Origin of the sequence: Burkholderia sp. BDU5 (assembly GCF_001522845.1) — a bacterium.
In the GTDB taxonomy this organism is placed as follows: Bacteria; Pseudomonadota; Gammaproteobacteria; order Burkholderiales; family Burkholderiaceae; genus Burkholderia; species Burkholderia mayonis.
This window is the reverse complement of record NZ_LOWC01000085.1, coordinates 24,576-40,307: the sequence shown is the minus strand read 5'-3', so window position 1 is coordinate 40,307 and position 15,732 is coordinate 24,576. Positions and strand designations below refer to the sequence as shown.

Genomic DNA, 15,732 nt, shown 5'->3' with positions numbered 1-15,732 from the left:
CGATGACCAAACCGCCGCACGACGCGCCCACCCTCAACGCCCACGAGGACCACCCGGGCTGGCGCGCCTATCTGAACACGCACATGCTGATTTGCGTCTTTCTCGGCTTCACGTCGGGACTGCCGCTCTTCACGCTCGTCTACCTCGTGCAAGCCTGGCTGCGCTCGGAAGGCGTAAACCTGAAGGAAATCGGCCTCTTCGCGCTGATTCAGTTCCCCTACACATGGAAGTTCCTGTGGGCGCCGCTGATGGACCGCTTCATCCCGCGCCTGCCAGGCTGGCGGCCCGGTCGGCGGCGCGGCTGGATGGTCGTCACGCAGTTGCTGGTCGCGTGCGCGATCGCGGCGCTCGGCTTCGTGTCGCCGCGCGAATCGATCTGGACGGTCGCCGCCTTGACGACGCTCGTCGCGTTCTTCGGCGCGAGCGCCGACATCGTGATCGACGCGTACCGCCGCGAACTGCTGCGCGACACGGAGCAGGGCCTCGGCAACGCGGTGCACGTGAATGCCTACAAGATCGCCGCGCTGATTCCCGGCTCGCTGTCGCTGATCCTGTCCGATCATCTGCCGTGGGACGTCGTGTTCGCGCTCACCGCCGCGTTTATGCTGCCCGGCATCGTGATGACGTTCGTCGTGCGCGAGCCGGAAGTGCACGGCGCGCCGCCGAGGAGCCTGACGGAAGCAGTGGTCTTGCCGTTTCGCGAGTTCATCGGCCGCGACGGCTGGCGCGGCGCCCTGCTCGTGCTCGGCTTCATCTTCCTCTACAAGGTCGGCGATACGATGGCGACGACGCTGTCGACCTCGTTCTTCCTCGACCTCGGCTTCAACAAGACGCAGATCGGTGTGATCGCGAAGACGACCGCGTTCTGGGCAAGCCTCGCGGGCGGCATCATCGGCGGCGTGTGGCTCGTGAAGATCGGGATCGCGCGCGGGCTCTGGATCTTCGGCGTCCTGCAGATCGTGTCGACGCTCGGCTTCGCGTGGCTCGCGAAGGCGGGCCCGGATCCCGTGCTGATGGCGGCCATCTACGGCTTCGAGACGTTCTCGACAGGCCTCACGCTCGCCGCGTTCACCGCGTACATCGCGAGCACGACCGACCCGCGCTACACCGCGACGCAGTTCGCGCTCTTCACGAGCCTCGCGTCGGTGCCGCGCACGCTCGCGTCGGCGTCGAGCGGCTTCATCGTGTCGCAGATCGGCTGGTTCGACTACTTCCTCGTCTGCGCGGCGCTCGGCATTCCCGGCATGTTGCTGTTGCTGAAGATCGCGCCGTGGAACGGCAGCACGACTGGCAACGAGGCCGCCCGTGCGGGCTAAGCTGCGCACCGCCCGCGCCGCGCTCACGTTCGTGGGCGGCGTCGCGCTCGGTGTCGCGGGTCCGGCGGGCGGGCTCGAGCTGTGCATGGCCGAGCCGATGCTCGTCGCCGAAAACGGCACGCCGTCCTCCGCGCCGCCGACGCCGAGCGCACCGCCCGCAGCCCCGGCAGCTGCTCCGGCCGCAGCGCCCGCAGCCGGCAATGCCCGGTCGTACGGGCTCGGCGACCAGCAGGTGCGCTACGGCAACGCGATCGTGTTCCGCAGCCTGATTCCGTCGCCGCTCCTCGAGCAGCTGACCGACAACGAATACCGGCAGACCGTGCAGGATGCCGCGCAGCGCGACCGCCTCCTGCCGCCGAACAACCCGCGCGTGAAGCGGCTGCGCGCGATCGTCACCCGGCTCGCACCGTATGCGGTCAAGTGGAGCGACCGCGTGAAGGGCTGGAACTGGGAAATCGAGGTGCTGCGCTCGCGCTCGATTCGCGCCTTCTGCCTGCCGGGCGGCAAGGTGCTCGTCGACAGCGGGCTCCTCGACCGGCTGCGTCTCACCGACGACGAACTCGGCGTGCTGTTCGCGCACGAGATCGCGCACGCGCTGCGCGAGCACGCGCGCTCGAGCCTCGGCGAGCAACAGGCCGCGTCGCTCGGCACCGGCGCGACCCCGCTGCCGCCGCTCTTCGGACTGTCGGACCCGCTGCCCGCGCCGCTTGGCGTCGTCGAGCGCTTCGCGTCGGTCCGCTACGGCCCGACCGACGAAACCGAAGCCGACGTGATCGGCGGCGACATCGCCTCGCGCGCGGGCTTCGATCCGCGCGCGGCGATCACGCTGTGGGACAAGCTCGCGGTCGCGACCCGCGCCGACAAGGACAACGGATTCATCTACGCGCATCCATACGACACGCGGCGCCGCAACGATCTGCGCAAGCGCCTCGCCGACCTGATGCCGCTCTACAAGAAGGCGCTCGACAAGAACGCCGATGCGCGTGCGAACGTCGCGGGGGCGGGCGCCGCAGCCGGCGCGAAGCAGCACGGCGCCGCCGCGGCGAATCGCTGAACACCGGCGTGTCGACGGCGCGCCGCGTCGAACCTGCGGCTCGCGTGATCGGCCCGCTCCGGCCAACCGGTCGCGACATTCGCTCGCGCGTTCGCTTCGCCCGTCACTCCGCCGTATCGAGCTCGAGCGGCTGCCGGCCGCCCGCTTGCACCCAGCGCACTTCGTCGCTCGGGCTGCGCCCGAACAGGCGCTTGAACTCGCGGCTGAACTGCGACGCGCTCGCGTAGCCGACGCGCGCCGCCGCCGCGCCCGCGCTCAGTCCGTCCTGCACCATCATCAGCCGCGCGTGATGCAGTCGCGTCGCCTTCACGTACTGCATCGGCGACGTCGCCGTCACGCTCTTGAACTGCGCGTGGAACACGGCGAGGCTCATCCCCGCTTCGCTCGCGAGCATCTCGACATCGAGCTCGCTGCTCAAGTCCGCGTGGATTCGCCGCAGCGCCTTCGCCACGCGCCCGAAGTGATGCTGCTGCGCGAGCGCCGCGCGGATCGCGTTGCCTTGCGCGCCCGTCAGCACACGATAGCCGATCTCGCGCATGATCGCCGGCCCAAGCACACGCGTGTCGGCAGGCGACGCGAGCGCTTCGAGCAGGCGCAGCACCGCGTCGGCGAGCGGTGCGTCGAGCGGCGTCGAATAGATGCCGCGCGGCTCGCTGACCGACGCGCCGTGCGTCTCGTCCAGCAGGATCGCGAGCTCGGCGATCACCGCGAGATCGATACGGATCGAAATGGCGAGAAACGGCTCTTCCCGCGTCGCAAAGGTCTCGCATTCGAACGGCAACGGCACCGACAGCACGAGATACTGCTGCGCGTCGTAGACGAAGGCCCGCTCGCCGAGATAGCCTCGCTTGCGCCCCTGGCACACGACGACGATGCTCGGCTCGTACAGCACCGGCATCCGCGGCACCCGCCGGTTCGCGCGGATGAAGCGCACGCCGTCGAGATCCGCGTACGTATAGCCTTCGTTCGGCGCGAGCTGATCGAACAGCGTAATGATGCGACGCTGCAGATGCGCGCCGCCATCAGGGGAAAAGGGCTCGAAGCTCATCGGACGTCCTTCGGACTGCAAGAGAATCAGGCTTGCAATCTAGCACCGGAAAAGCCCTTTTTCCGCACCCAGCTCGAAATTCAAGAGAAATAGGCAAAGATTCAAGATCTTCAGGTATTCCTCGTGTCTACCCGCGTGCTTACGATGTGCTCCCGTGCCGCTGCACCGCTGCATTCCGCGGGCCGCGCACGGCACACGTCTTTTTCGAGTCAGGAGCCCTCATGAGCACGACTTACGCTTACGCGGCAGCGAGCGCCACGACGCCGCTTGCGCCGTTCGAATTCCAGCGCCGCGCGCTGCGCGATCTCGACGTGCAGATCGAGATCCTCTACTGCGGCGTCTGCCACTCCGATCTCCACCAGGCCCGCAACGAATGGAAGAACACGGTTTACCCGGTCGTGCCGGGGCATGAGATCGTCGGCCGCGTGACGGCCGTCGGTCCGCAAGTCACGCGCTTCAACGCGGGCGAGCTGGTCGGCGTCGGCTGTCTCGTCGATTCGTGCCGCGCGTGCCCGAGCTGTGCGGAAGGGCTCGAGCAGTTTTGCGAGAACGGTTCCGTCGGCACCTACAACGGCCGCGATCGCGCGACGGGCGACGTCACGCTCGGCGGCTACTCGACGCAAATCGTCGTCGACGAGGCGTTCGTGCTGCGCGTGCCCGACACGCTCGATCCCGCGGGCGCGGCGCCGCTCCTCTGCGCGGGCATCACGACGTATTCGCCGCTGCGCCAGTGGGGCGCGGGGCCCGGCAAGAAAGTCGGCATCGTCGGCCTGGGCGGCTTGGGCCACATGGGCGTGAAGCTCGCGCGCGCGATGGGCGCGCACGTCGTGCTGTTCACGATGTCGCCGTCGAAGATCGACGACGGCAAGCGGCTCGGCGCGCACGAGGTCGTGATCTCGAAGGACGAAGCGCAGATGCACGCGCATCTGAACAGCTTCGACTTCATCCTGAACACGGTCGCCGCGCAGCACGATCTGAATCCGTTCCTCGACCTGCTGATGCGCGACGGCACGATGACGCTCGTCGGCGCACCGGAGCACGACCATCCGTCGCCGAAGGTGTTCAACCTGATCCGCAAGCGCCGCCGCCTCGCGGGCTCGCTGATCGGCGGGATCGCCGAGACGCAGGAGATGCTCGATTTCTGCGCACAGCACGGAATCACGTCGGACATCGAAGTGATTCCGATGGCCCAGATCAACGCAGCCTACGAGCGGATGCTGAAGAGCGACGTCAAGTACCGCTTCGTGATCGACATCGGGTCGATTGCGTCGAAGCGCTCGGCTTAGCGGGCGACGGTGTGCTCGGCGTGCTCGCGTCGACGCGCCGAGCGATCGCCGTGCGTTTTGCGCACAGATCGCAACGCCGTGCCCGTGCCCGTACGCGCCGCGACGCAAGCAAGCCGCGCAACGGAAACGGGCCGCAAACGCGACCCGTTTTTTCGTCGTCGCGAATCGCGGCGGCCGCCCGGCCGGCCCATGCGGAGCTGCCGCGCATTCGCCGCGACGCGTCGCGTTACTTGTAGTCGTAGTCGACCGTGAGCGGCGCGTGGTCGCTGAACTTGATGTCGCGGAAGATCGACGTGCGCTTCGCGGTGCCGGCAATGCCCGGCGTCGCGATCTGGTAATCGATCCGCCACCCGACGTTCTTCGCATACGCCTGGCCGCGATTGCTCCACCACGTGTACTGCTCGGGACGCGCATCGAGCGTGCGGAACACGTCGACGTAGCCCACGTCGTCGAACAGCTTCGTGAGCCACGCGCGCTCTTCCGGCAGGCAACCGGAGTTCTTCTGGTTGCTCTTCCAGTTCTTGATGTCGATTTCCTTGTGAACGATGTTCACGTCGCCGCACAGGATCACCTCGCGCTTCGCCTTCAGCTCGGCGAGATGCGGCATGAATTCGTCCATGAAGCGGTACTTCGCCTGCTGGCGCTCGTCGCCGCTCGATCCGGACGGCACGTACACCGACACGACCGACAGCTTGCCGAAGCGCGCCTCGACATAGCGGCCTTCCGAATCGAATTCACTGCTGCCATAGCCGATGATCACGTCGTCCGGCTCGCGGCGCAGGTAAAGGCCCGCGCCGCTGTAGCCCTTCTTCTCGGCATGGTGGAAGTAGCTCCTGAAGCCGTGCGGCTCGACGAACTCGGCGGGCAGATCGTCCGCCGACACCTTGATTTCCTGCACGCAGACGCAGTCGGCGTTCTGCTCGCCGAGCCAGTCGAAAAAGCCTTTCTTCGCGGCCGAGCGGATGCCGTTCAGATTCGCGGTGATGACACGCAGCATGATGTTCCGTCCAGTGAATTCGTTGCGGTTTATTGGATCTTGATGCCCGCAAGCTCGGGCTTCGCGGGAGGAAATTCGAGCTTCATCGCGGTCAGCTCGCGCAGCAGCAGCTCGGCGATCATCACGTTGCGATGCGTCTTCGAATCGGCCGGGATCACGTACCACGGCGCATGCTCGGCGGACGTCGCGGCGAGCGCGTCGCGATACGCGGCCTGATACGCATCCCAGTGCTTGCGCGCTTCGAGGTCCGAAATATCGAACTTCCAGTGCTTGTTCGGATCGTCGATGCGCGCCTGCAGCCGCGCGCGCTGCTCGTCCTTCGAGATATGCAGGAAGCACTTGACGACCCGCGTGCCGGATTCGGCGAGCATCTCCTCGAACTGGCGGATCTGCTTGTAGCGCCGCTCGCACTCGGCCTTGTCGATCGCGCCCGTCACGCGGGGCACGAGCACATCCTCGTAATGGCTGCGATTGAAGATCGTCAGCTCGCCCGCGGCAGGCGCCTGCGCATGCACGCGCCAGAGGAAGTCGTGCGCGAGCTCGACGGGCGTCGGCGCCTTGAACGATGCGATGCGCAGCCCGAGCGGGTCGACTTCGTGGAACACCGCCCGCATCGTGCCGTCCTTGCCGCTCGTGTCCATCCCTTGCAGCACGAGCAGCATCCGCTTGTGCTGCTGCGTGTGCAGACGCTCCTGCAGCGTGTCGAGCTGCAACGCGACGGCGGACAGCCGCTCGCGGTCGGTTTCCTTCGTTCCACCGGAAAACGGCTTCGCGGCCGGTTCGAACGCATCGAGCGCGAACGCGGCGGCTTCTTTTTCGCGCGTGTGATACGGCACGCGGTAGTCGTCGAGCGACGGTTGCTTGGCCATCGACACCTCCTGTCGTGTTGCACGAAGCGCGGCCCTTGCGCCTCGCGAAATGCGAGCGGGCCGCCCCGAACGCCGGTTCGGCGGCGGCCCGCTTGCATCGGTACGGTTTCAATCCGGCGGCGGCCGCTCAGCCGAGCTTCTTCTTCAAGAGCTCGTTGACCTGCTGCGGGTTCGCCTTGCCCTTCGTCGCCTTCATCGCTTGGCCGACGAGCGCGTTGAACGCCTTTTCCTTGCCCGCGCGGAACTCCTCGACCGACTTCGCGTTCGCGGCGAGCACCTCGTCGATGATCGCTTCGAGCGCGCCCGTGTCGGAGATCTGCTTCAGGCCCTTCGCTTCGATGATTCGGTCGGCTGCGCCTTCGTCGGCCGCCTTCTCGTCCCAGATCGTCACGAAGATTTCCTTCGCGATCTTGTTCGAGATCGTGCCGTCGGCGATGCGCTGCAGCACGAGCGCGAGCTGCGCCGCGGACACCGGGCACGCGTCGATGTCGATGCCGTCGCGGTTGAGCTGCGACGATACGTCGCCCATCAGCCAGTTCGCCGCGATCTTCGCGTTCGCGCCGTCGGCGGTTGCCGCGCCGACCTTCGCGACCACTGCCTCGAAATACTCGGCCATCGCCTTGCTCGACGTCAGCACGCCGGCGTCGTACGCGGACACGCCGTACTGCTCGACGAAGCGCTGCTGCATCGCGGCCGGCAACTCGGGCATCCCGCCCTTCACGCGCGCGATCCAATCCGCGCCGATCACGAGCGGCATCAGGTCCGGATCGGGGAAGTAGCGGTAGTCGTGCGCGTCTTCCTTGCTGCGCATCGAGCGCGTCTCGCGCTTGTCCGGATCGTACAGACGCGTTTCCTGCACGACTTCGCCGCCGTCCTCGATCAGCTCGATCTGGCGACGCACCTCGTAGTTGATTGCTTCCTCGAGGAAGCGGAACGAGTTCAGGTTCTTGATCTCGGCGCGCGTGCCGAACTTCTCCTGGCCGACCGGACGCACCGACACGTTCGCGTCGCAGCGGAACGAGCCTTCCTGCATGTTGCCGTCGCAGATGCCGAGCCACATGACGAGGCCGTGCAGCGCCTTCGCGTACGCGACCGCCTCGGCCGCGCTGCGCATTTCCGGCTCGGTGACGATCTCGAGGAGCGGCGTGCCCGCGCGGTTCAGGTCGATGCCCGTCATCCCCGCGAAGTCCTCGTGCAGCGACTTGCCGGCATCCTCCTCGAGGTGCGCGCGCGTCAGGTTGACCGTCTTCGAATACGCTTCCTTGCCGGCCTTCTCATTGGCGGGCACCTGGATCGTGATCTGGCCGCCCTGCACGACGGGGATCTCGTACTGGCTGATCTGATAGCCCTTCGGCAGATCCGGATAGAAATAATTCTTGCGCGCGAAGACGCTGCGTGACGCCACCGTCGCGCCGATCGCGAGGCCGAAGCGGATCGCCCGCTCGACCGCGCCGCGGTTCAGTACCGGCAGCACGCCCGGCAGCGCGAGATCGACCGGGCAGGCCTGCGTGTTCGGTTCCGCGCCGAACTGCGTCGACGCGCCCGAGAAAATCTTCGAGACGGTCGACAGCTGCGCGTGCGTCTCGAGGCCGATAACGACTTCCCACTGGGTCATGCTCACACTCCTGCCGGTTTCTGTTCGTGCCAGTCGGTCGCGCGCTGGAACGCGTCGGCGACCTGCAGCATCCTGGCTTCGTCGAAATAGTTGCCGATGATCTGCAGACCGACCGGGCGCTTTGCATTCGCGCCCGCGCCGAAGCCGCACGGCACGCTCATGCCGGGCAGGCCGGCGAGGCTCACCGACAGCGTGTAGATGTCCGCGAGGTACATCTGGACGGGATCGTCGCCCTTCGCGCCGAGGTCCCACGCGACGGTCGGCGACGCCGGACCCATGATCACGTCGCACTGCTTGAACGCCTCCTGGAAATCCTGCGCGATGATCCGGCGGATCTTCTGCGCCTGCAGGTAATACGCATCGTAATAGCCGTGCGACAGCACGTACGTGCCGACGAGAATCCGGCGCTTCACTTCCGGCCCGAAGCCCTCGGCGCGCGACTTCTTGTACATGTCGAGCAGATCGCGGTACTCGGCCGCGCGGTGGCCGTAGCGCACGCCGTCGAAACGCGACAGGTTCGACGACGCTTCCGCCGGTGCGATCACGTAATAAACGGGGATCGACAGCTCGGTCTTCGGCAGCGACACCGGCACGAGCGTCGCGCCGAGCGCTTCGTACTGCTTGAGCGCGGCGTCGATCGCGGCGCGCACGTCGTCGGCGAGACCCGCGCCGAAGTATTCGCTCGGCAAGCCGATGCGCAGGCCGGCGAGCGGCTTGCCCGCGTCGGCGTCGGCCGACCACGTCTTGCCGAGGTCGCGCGTATAGTCCTCATCGGCGCGCTCGAGGCTCGTCGAGTCGCGCTCGTCGAAGCCCGCCATCGCGTTCAGCAGGAGCGCGCAGTCGGCGGCGCTCCGCGCGATCGGGCCGCCCTGGTCGAGCGACGACGCGAACGCGATCATCCCGTAGCGCGACACGCGGCCGTACGTCGGCTTGATGCCCGTCACGCCGGCGAACGACGCCGGCTGGCGGATCGAGCCGCCGGTGTCGGTGCCGGTCGCGGCGGGCGCGAGGCGCGCGGCGACCGCAGCCGAGCTGCCGCCCGAGCTGCCGCCCGGCACCGCGTTCGTGTCCCAAGGGTTCTTCACCGGGCCGAACGCGGAGTTCTCGTTCGACGAGCCCATCGCGAACTCGTCCATGTTGGTCTTGCCGAGCGTGACCATGCCCGCCTTCGCGAGGCGCGCGACGACGGTCGCGTCGAACGGGCTCGTGTAGTTCGCGAGCATCTTCGAGCCGGCGGTCGAGCGCCAGCCGCGCGTGACGAATACGTCCTTGTGGGCGATCGGCAGGCCGGCGAGCGGGCCGGCGGCGCCTTGCGCGAGCGCGGCGTCGGCCGCCTTCGCCTGCGCGAGCGTGAGATCCGCGTCGACGTGGACGAACGCGTTCAGATCGCGCGCGGCGTCGATCCGTTTCAAATAGTGCTGCGCAAGCTCGACGGCCGAGCATTCCTTGGCATCGAGCGCGGCGCGCAGTTCGGTCAGGCTTTTTGCGTGCATTGCGTGGGTTTCCTGGATTCTTCGGCGCGCGCGGCAACGGCGCGCGCCCGGGCGAACAAGCTGACGAAACGGGCCGGCGAGGCCGGCTGCTGGGGCCGCGGCCCGAATCGGGCGCTTACTCGATCACCTTCGGCACGAGGTAGAGGCCGTCCTGGACAGCCGGGGCCGGGCGCTGATTCTCGTCGCGGCTCACGTGTTCCGTGACGGCGTCGTCGCGCAGCCGCTGCGCGACGGCCTGGATCTGCTCGATCGGGTGCGCGAGCGGCGCGACGCCCGTCGTATCGACGGCCTGCATCTGCTCGACGAGGCTGAAGAATTCGTTGAGCTGGGTAAGCGTATGCTCGGCGTCGGCGTCGGCCATTTCGAGCCGCGCCAGGTGCGCGATGCGTTTCACATCGGTCAGGGTCAAAGCCATGCGGTCACCGGAAAAACAAGGGCTTGGCGCAGCGTGAAACTTGCGTTGCGTCAGGGGGTTGGAGGACTCGATCGAACCCTCAAAAATCGGGGACGAAGCGGCGAAAATACCGCCCGTTTCGATTCAAATACTGCGAAATTATAAGGTATCATTACGCGTTCGACCCAGACCCGGACTGCCTTTGCCGCGCCGCCGCCGCTTTGACGAAGCCGCGCGGGCTTCGCGCCGGTCCCGGAAGATTTCACTCGCAGCTTCGCGCTTCCGAGCGGCCGCTCCCGCCCGATCCGAGGCTGTTATTTTTTCCGCTGCCGCCCTTCGCGTCATGTTCGCATAGGGCCGGCCCCAGAGCGAAACAGGATTCTGAATGTTCGGCTTTTTGCGCAGCTATTTTTCCAACGATCTCGCGATCGATCTCGGCACCGCAAACACCCTGATCTACATGCGCGGCAAGGGCATCGTGCTCGACGAGCCGTCCGTCGTGTCGATCCGCCAGGAAGGCGGCCCGAACGGCAAGAAAACGATTCAAGCGGTCGGCAAGGAAGCGAAGCAGATGCTCGGCAAGGTGCCCGGCAACATCGAGGCGATCCGTCCGATGAAAGACGGCGTGATCGCCGACTTCACGGTCACCGAGCAGATGATCAAGCAGTTCATCAAGACTGCGCACGAATCGCGGATGTTCTCGCCGTCGCCGCGCATCATCATCTGCGTGCCGTGCGGCTCGACCCAGGTCGAGCGCCGCGCGATCAAGGAAGCGGCCCACGGCGCGGGCGCGTCGCAGGTCTACCTGATCGAGGAGCCGATGGCCGCTGCGATCGGCGCGGGCCTGCCGGTGTCGGAAGCCACGGGCTCGATGGTCGTCGACATCGGCGGCGGCACGACCGAGGTCGGCGTGATCTCGCTCGGCGGCATCGTCTACAAGGGCTCGGTGCGCGTCGGCGGCGACAAGTTCGACGAAGCGATCGTCAACTACATCCGCCGCAACTATGGGATGCTGATCGGCGAGCAAACCGCCGAGGCGATCAAGAAGGAAATCGGCTCCGCGTTCCCGGGCTCGGAAGTCAAGGAAATGGAAGTCAAGGGCCGCAACCTGTCGGAAGGCATTCCGCGCAGCTTCACGATCTCGAGCAACGAAATCCTCGAGGCGCTCACCGATCCGCTGAACCAGATCGTGTCGTCGGTGAAGATCGCGCTCGAACAGACGCCGCCCGAACTCGGCGCCGACATCGCCGAACGCGGGATGATGCTGACGGGCGGCGGCGCGCTGCTGCGCGACCTCGATCGCCTGCTCGCCGAGGAAACCGGCCTGCCCGTGCTCGTCGCCGAGGATCCGCTCACCTGCGTCGTACGCGGCTCCGGGATGGCGCTCGAACGGATGGACAAGCTCGGCAGCATCTTCTCGTACGAGTGATCGTCTAGGTATCCGTATGTCGCTCGCGCGGCGTGGCCGGCTCGCTCGTTTAGAACGAACCGCCGCGCCGTTCGCGCGTCTGAGCAACATCTAAATCGATCACGCGCCCGGCGCCGACCATGGAATACAGTCCGCCGCCCCTCTTCAAACAAGGTCCGTCCGCGCTCGCGCGGCTGACCTTCTTCGTCGTCCTGGCGATCGCGCTCCTCATCTCGGACGCGCGCTTCAACACACTCGAAATCGTCCGCGGCGTCCTCGGCACCGTGCTCTATCCGCTGCAGCGCGCGGCGCTCGTGCCGCGCGACCTGTTCGTCGGCGCGACCGAGCTCGCGACGTCGAGCGCGTCGCTGCGGCACGAAAACCAGCAATTGCGCGACCGCAACCTGACGCTGTCGCTGCAGGCGAACCAGGCAGGCCAGCTCGCTGCCGACAATGCGCACCTGCGCGCGGTGCTCGAGCTGCGCCAGCAGATCGCCGCGCAGGCGACGCCCGTCGAGATCCAGTACGACACTGGCGACCCGTTCTCGCAAAAGATCATCATCGGCCACGGCGCGCAGGCGGGCATCCAGGACGGCGCGCCCGTCGTCAACGAGGACGGCGTGATCGGCCAGGTCACGCGCGTGTTCCCGCTGCAGTCGGAAGTCACGCTCGTCACCGATCGCGACCTCGCGATTCCGGTCCAGGTGCTGCGCACCGGGTTGCGCAGCGTGATCTACGGCACGCCGAAGGGCGACGCGCTCGATCTGCGCTTCGTGCCGACGAGCGCCGACCTGCTCGTCGGCGACGAGCTCGTGACGAGCGGCCTCGACGGCGTCTATCCGCCGGGGCTGCCGGTCGCGAAGGTCGTACGCGTCGACAAGCTCGCCGACACCGCGTTCGCGCACGTCGTCTGCGCACCGGTCGCCGCGGTGCGCGGCGCGCGCGAGATGCTCGTGCTGCACTACCGCACCGACGTCCCGCCGCGGCCCGCGACCGACGACGCCGCGAGCGACGCGAAGTCGGCGAAGGGCAAGAAGGCGGCGAAGGGCGCGGACAAAAACGCGAAGGCGGCGGACAAGAGCGCCGACAAGGGTGCGAAGCCCGCCGCGCAACCGCCCTCGCCCGCCCAGAACCGCCCGGCCGGCGCGGCGCAGCCCGCCGCCCCGCTCAAACCCGCGGCCGCGCCGTCGCAAGGAGCGCAGCGATGAGCCGCCCTCAGTACATCCTGCAGCCGGTCAATCCGTACTTCATCGTCTTCAGCCTCGCGGCCGCGTTCCTGCTGAACCTGATGCCGTGGGGGCGGATCCCCGGCGTGCCCGATTTCGTTGCGCTCGTCGTGCTGTTCTGGAACATCCACCAGCCGCGCAAGGTCGGGATGGGCGTCGCGTTCATGCTCGGCATCCTGATGGACGTCCACGACGCGGGCCTCCTCGGCGAGCACGCGCTCGCGTACACGCTGCTCGCGTACGGCGCGATCACGATCCACCGGCGCGTGCTGTGGCTGCCCCTCGGCGTGCAAATTTTCTACGTCGCGCCGCTTCTCGTGCTCGCGCAGCTCGTGCCGTTCGTGATCCGGCTGCTGATGGGCGCCGCGTTTCCCGGCTGGAGCTATCTCGTCGACGGTTTCGTCGAGGCGGCGCTGTGGCCGATCACGAGCCATCTGCTGCTAATGCCGCAGCGCCGTCCGGTCGACCCGGACGACACGCGGCCGATCTGACGCGCCGCGCCGCCAGGATTTCCACGTTGAACGCCCGCCGACCGCCCGCCCGCCCGCCGCTAGCGTTTTGCGGCCGCAGCGCGCCGGCCTGCGAGTGGGCGCGGCCCGCGCGAGCGCGCCGTGTCGGCACCGCCCGACACACCGGCGCAGCGACGGAAAGCACGCCCCTTCATCCGTAATCGCATGACCGAATTCAAGGACACTCAACAGCAGCTCTCGAAGTTCCGCCTGCGCGTCGCGGCGGCGGGCGTGTTCGTGTTCGTCTGCTTCGGCCTGCTCGCCACGCGGTTCTTCTACCTGCAGGTCTGGCAGCACGGCAAATACGCGCTGCAGGCCGAGGAAAACCGGATCTCGGTCGCGCCGATCGTCCCGAACCGCGGGATCATCACCGACCGCAACGGCGTCGTGCTCGCGAAGAACTACTCGGCGTACACGCTCGAGATCACGCCGTCGAAGCTGACCGACACGCTCGAAAACACGATCAACGCGCTCTCCGAAGTCGTGCAGATCGACGCGCGCGACCGCCGCCGCTTCAAGAAGCTGCAGGAGGACTCGAAGAACTTCGAGAGCCTGCCGATCCGAACGCGCCTGACCGACGACGAAGTCGCGCGCTTCACCGCGCAGCGCTGGCGCTTCCCGGGCGTCGACGTGCGCGCGCGCCTGTTCCGCCAATATCCGCTCGGCCCAACGGCCGCGCACGTGATCGGCTACATCGGCCGGATCTCGAAGCGCGACCAGGACCGCATCGACGCGATGAGCGACGAGAACGACAGCGATCCGGAAACCTACGATCCGCGCCGCGACGCGAACAACTACAAGGGCACCGACTACATCGGCAAGGTCGGCGTCGAGCAGAGCTACGAGACGGAGCTGCACGGGATCACGGGCTTCGAGGAAGTCGAGGTGACAGCGGGCGGGCGGCCGGTGCGCACGCTGTCGCGCACGCAGGCGACGCCCGGCAGCAACCTCGTACTGTCGCTCGACATCGGACTGCAGCAGGTCGCCGAGCAGGCGTTCGCCGGCAAACGCGGCGCGCTCGTCGCGATCGAGCCGAAGACAGGCGACGTGCTCGCGTTCGTGTCGTCGCCGAGCTTCGACCCGAATTCGTTCGTCGACGGGATCGACCAGCAGACCTGGGACGAGCTCAACAACTCGCCCGACAAGCCGCTCCTGAACCGCCCGCTGCACGGCACCTATCCGCCCGGCTCGACGTACAAACCGTTCATGGCGCTCGCAGGCCTGACGCTCGGCAAGCGCTCGCCGGGCTGGGGCTTCCAGGACCCCGGCTACTTCACGTTCGGCGGCCACACGTTCCGCAACGACGTGCGCTCGGGTCAAGGCTGGGTCGACATGAACAAGGCGATCATGGTGTCGAACGACACGTATTTCTACATGCTCGCGCGCGACCTCGGCGTGACCGCGATCGCGAATTTCATGAAGCCGTTCGGATTCGGCCAGATCACCGGCATCGACGTCCAGGGCGAGGCGCGCGGCGTGCTGCCGTCGCCCGAATGGAAGAAGAAGACGTTCAAGAAGGCCGCGCAGCAGAAGTGGTTCGACGGCGAGACGATCAGCCTCGGGATCGGACAAGGCTACAACTCGTTCACGATCCTGCAGCTCGCGCACGCGACCGCGACGCTCGCGAACGACGGCGTCGTCATGAAGCCGCACCTCGTGAAAGAGGTCGAGAACCCGATCTCGCGCGAGCGGCATCTGACCGTGCCGAAGGAAAGCGGCGCGATCCCGCTCAAGCAGGGCGACCTCGACGTCGTGAAGCGCGGGATGGAAAACGTCGTCGAGAATCCGTCCGGCACCGCGTTCAAGGTGTTCCGCGGCGCGCCGTACCTCGCGGCGGGCAAGACCGGCACCGCGCAGGTGTTCTCGCTGCAGGGCGGCAACTACCGCGGCCACCTGCTTGCCGAGCATCTGCGCGACCACGCGCTCTTCATCGCATACGCGCCCGCCGACCATCCGCAGATCGCGATCGCGCTGATTGTCGAGAACGGCGGCTGGGGCGCACAGTCCGCAGGCCCGATCGCGCGGCGCGTGCTCGATTTCTATCTGCTCGACCGCAAGAATCCCACGACGGAAGCCGCAGCCGTCGCGGCGGCCGCGTCGGCGACCGAGCCGGTCAACGCGCCCGTGATCGGCGACGCGACGAAGCCTGTCGGCGTTGCGGCCGGGTTCAAGGCGCTGCCTCGGCCGACGCCGCCCGCGGCAGCGAGCGGAGCGGAGGCGGCGTCGGGCGCAAGCGGGGCGGCGGCCAGCGACGCAAATGCCGGCGTCGGCGCAGCGGGCACTCGCGCGGCCCCCCATGCAATCGGCACCGCGACGAGCGCAACGGCCAGCGCTCCAGGCGCAACCGCGACGGCCGTCAGCGCCGCGAGCACGCCGCCTGCGGCCCGCCGCCTGCCTACGCGCAAACCGCGCCGCGCGCCGGCGAGCGACGCGGCGATCACCGCCGCCGCGCCGCGGAACGACAACCGCGCCATCCCCGCCGAGAAGCCGGCGCGGGGCGGCATCGACGAGTAACGG

General features: G+C 67.5%; 13 protein-coding genes. 7 read left to right on the top strand and 6 right to left on the bottom strand.

Translation table 11 applies throughout. The features are described from left to right. Nucleotides 1-2: 2 nt before the first annotated feature. Both WS69_RS14715 and WS69_RS14710 read left to right on the top strand, forming a co-directional pair. The gene (locus tag WS69_RS14715; protein ID WP_059471486.1) at nt 3-1,316 is read left to right on the top strand and encodes an AmpG family muropeptide MFS transporter; all 1,314 of its coding nucleotides are present in this window, start codon (nt 3-5) and stop codon (nt 1,314-1,316) included. Continuing rightward, nucleotides 1,306-2,370 (top strand): M48 family metallopeptidase, encoded by a 1,065-nt coding sequence (locus WS69_RS14710; RefSeq protein WP_059471485.1) that lies wholly within the window; start codon nt 1,306-1,308, stop codon nt 2,368-2,370. Before WS69_RS14715 ends, WS69_RS14710 begins: the two co-directional genes overlap by 11 nt. Before the next feature lie 103 nt (nt 2,371-2,473). On the opposite strand, the gene WS69_RS14705 is transcribed toward WS69_RS14710, so the two are convergent. Continuing rightward, nucleotides 2,474-3,418 carry an AraC family transcriptional regulator gene (locus WS69_RS14705; RefSeq protein ID WP_059471484.1) on the bottom strand — a complete coding sequence of 315 codons (945 nt, stop codon included), beginning with the start codon at nt 3,416-3,418 and terminating at the stop codon, nt 2,474-2,476. 221 nt (nt 3,419-3,639) lie between these two features. On the opposite strand from WS69_RS14705, the gene WS69_RS14700 reads away from it, so the two are divergent. Continuing rightward, the gene (locus WS69_RS14700; RefSeq protein WP_059471483.1) at nt 3,640-4,704 is read left to right on the top strand and encodes an NAD(P)-dependent alcohol dehydrogenase; all 1,065 of its coding nucleotides are present in this window, start codon (nt 3,640-3,642) and stop codon (nt 4,702-4,704) included. A 226-nt stretch (nt 4,705-4,930) separates the two neighbouring features. On the opposite strand, the gene WS69_RS14690 is transcribed toward WS69_RS14700, so the two are convergent. The 5 genes from WS69_RS14690 to gatC all read right to left on the bottom strand — a co-directional run bounded on the left by WS69_RS14690 (nt 4,931) and on the right by gatC (nt 10,093). Then, a complete protein-coding gene (locus WS69_RS14690; protein WP_010100857.1) occupies nt 4,931-5,701 on the bottom strand; it encodes an exodeoxyribonuclease III in 771 nt (256 codons plus the stop codon). Between the two features lie 29 nt (nt 5,702-5,730). Continuing rightward, nucleotides 5,731-6,570 (bottom strand): PPK2 family polyphosphate kinase, encoded by an 840-nt coding sequence (locus tag WS69_RS14685; protein ID WP_059471482.1) that lies wholly within the window; start codon nt 6,568-6,570, stop codon nt 5,731-5,733. 127 nt (nt 6,571-6,697) lie between these two features. Further along, on the bottom strand, nt 6,698-8,185 hold the full coding sequence (gene gatB / locus WS69_RS14680) for an Asp-tRNA(Asn)/Glu-tRNA(Gln) amidotransferase subunit GatB (protein WP_059471481.1): 1,488 nt from the start codon (nt 8,183-8,185) through the stop codon (nt 6,698-6,700). A gap of 2 nt (nt 8,186-8,187) precedes the next feature. Continuing rightward, a complete protein-coding gene (gene gatA, locus WS69_RS14675; protein WP_059471480.1) occupies nt 8,188-9,678 on the bottom strand; it encodes an Asp-tRNA(Asn)/Glu-tRNA(Gln) amidotransferase subunit GatA in 1,491 nt (496 codons plus the stop codon). 115 nt (nt 9,679-9,793) lie between these two features. Then, complete coding sequence (gene gatC, locus WS69_RS14670) at nt 9,794-10,093, bottom strand: Asp-tRNA(Asn)/Glu-tRNA(Gln) amidotransferase subunit GatC (protein ID WP_059471479.1); 300 nt, start codon at nt 10,091-10,093, stop codon at nt 9,794-9,796. A gap of 364 nt (nt 10,094-10,457) precedes the next feature. Here gatC and WS69_RS14665 point away from each other — a divergent pair, with 364 nt between their 5' ends. The 4 genes from WS69_RS14665 to mrdA all read left to right on the top strand — a co-directional run bounded on the left by WS69_RS14665 (nt 10,458) and on the right by mrdA (nt 15,729). Further along, nucleotides 10,458-11,501, top strand: coding sequence for a rod shape-determining protein (locus WS69_RS14665; protein WP_004189550.1), 1,044 nt, complete (start codon nt 10,458-10,460; stop codon nt 11,499-11,501). A 119-nt stretch (nt 11,502-11,620) separates the two neighbouring features. After that, nucleotides 11,621-12,688: a rod shape-determining protein MreC gene (mreC, locus tag WS69_RS14660; RefSeq protein ID WP_059471478.1), complete on the top strand. Its 1,068-nt coding sequence runs from the start codon at nt 11,621-11,623 to the stop codon at nt 12,686-12,688. Further along, complete coding sequence (mreD, locus tag WS69_RS14655; RefSeq protein ID WP_059471477.1) at nt 12,685-13,197, top strand: rod shape-determining protein MreD; 513 nt, start codon at nt 12,685-12,687, stop codon at nt 13,195-13,197. The genes mreC and mreD overlap by 4 nt, the downstream gene beginning before the upstream one ends. Nucleotides 13,198-13,380: 183 nt before the next feature. Next, nucleotides 13,381-15,729 (top strand): penicillin-binding protein 2, encoded by a 2,349-nt coding sequence (gene mrdA, locus WS69_RS14650; protein WP_059471476.1) that lies wholly within the window; start codon nt 13,381-13,383, stop codon nt 15,727-15,729. The last annotated feature ends 3 nt before the right edge of the window (nt 15,730-15,732 follow it).

Excerpts from the sequence above, each read along its gene's own strand:
- WS69_RS14715 (WP_059471486.1), top strand. The coding sequence starts at position 3 with ATGACCAAACCGCCGCACGACGCGCCCACCCTCAACGCCCACGAGGAC.
- WS69_RS14705 (WP_059471484.1), bottom strand. The coding sequence starts at position 3,418 with ATGAGCTTCGAGCCCTTTTCCCCTGATGGCGGCGCGCATCTGCAGCGT.
- WS69_RS14700 (WP_059471483.1), top strand. The coding sequence starts at position 3,640 with ATGAGCACGACTTACGCTTACGCGGCAGCGAGCGCCACGACGCCGCTT.
- WS69_RS14690 (WP_010100857.1), bottom strand. The coding sequence starts at position 5,701 with ATGCTGCGTGTCATCACCGCGAATCTGAACGGCATCCGCTCGGCCGCG.
- WS69_RS14685 (WP_059471482.1), bottom strand. The coding sequence starts at position 6,570 with ATGGCCAAGCAACCGTCGCTCGACGACTACCGCGTGCCGTATCACACG.
- gatB (WP_059471481.1), bottom strand. The coding sequence starts at position 8,185 with ATGACCCAGTGGGAAGTCGTTATCGGCCTCGAGACGCACGCGCAGCTG.
- gatA (WP_059471480.1), bottom strand. The coding sequence starts at position 9,678 with ATGCACGCAAAAAGCCTGACCGAACTGCGCGCCGCGCTCGATGCCAAG.
- gatC (WP_059471479.1), bottom strand. The coding sequence starts at position 10,093 with ATGGCTTTGACCCTGACCGATGTGAAACGCATCGCGCACCTGGCGCGG.
- WS69_RS14665 (WP_004189550.1), top strand. The coding sequence starts at position 10,458 with ATGTTCGGCTTTTTGCGCAGCTATTTTTCCAACGATCTCGCGATCGAT.
- mreC (WP_059471478.1), top strand. The coding sequence starts at position 11,621 with ATGGAATACAGTCCGCCGCCCCTCTTCAAACAAGGTCCGTCCGCGCTC.
- mreD (WP_059471477.1), top strand. The coding sequence starts at position 12,685 with ATGAGCCGCCCTCAGTACATCCTGCAGCCGGTCAATCCGTACTTCATC.
- mrdA (WP_059471476.1), top strand. The coding sequence starts at position 13,381 with ATGACCGAATTCAAGGACACTCAACAGCAGCTCTCGAAGTTCCGCCTG.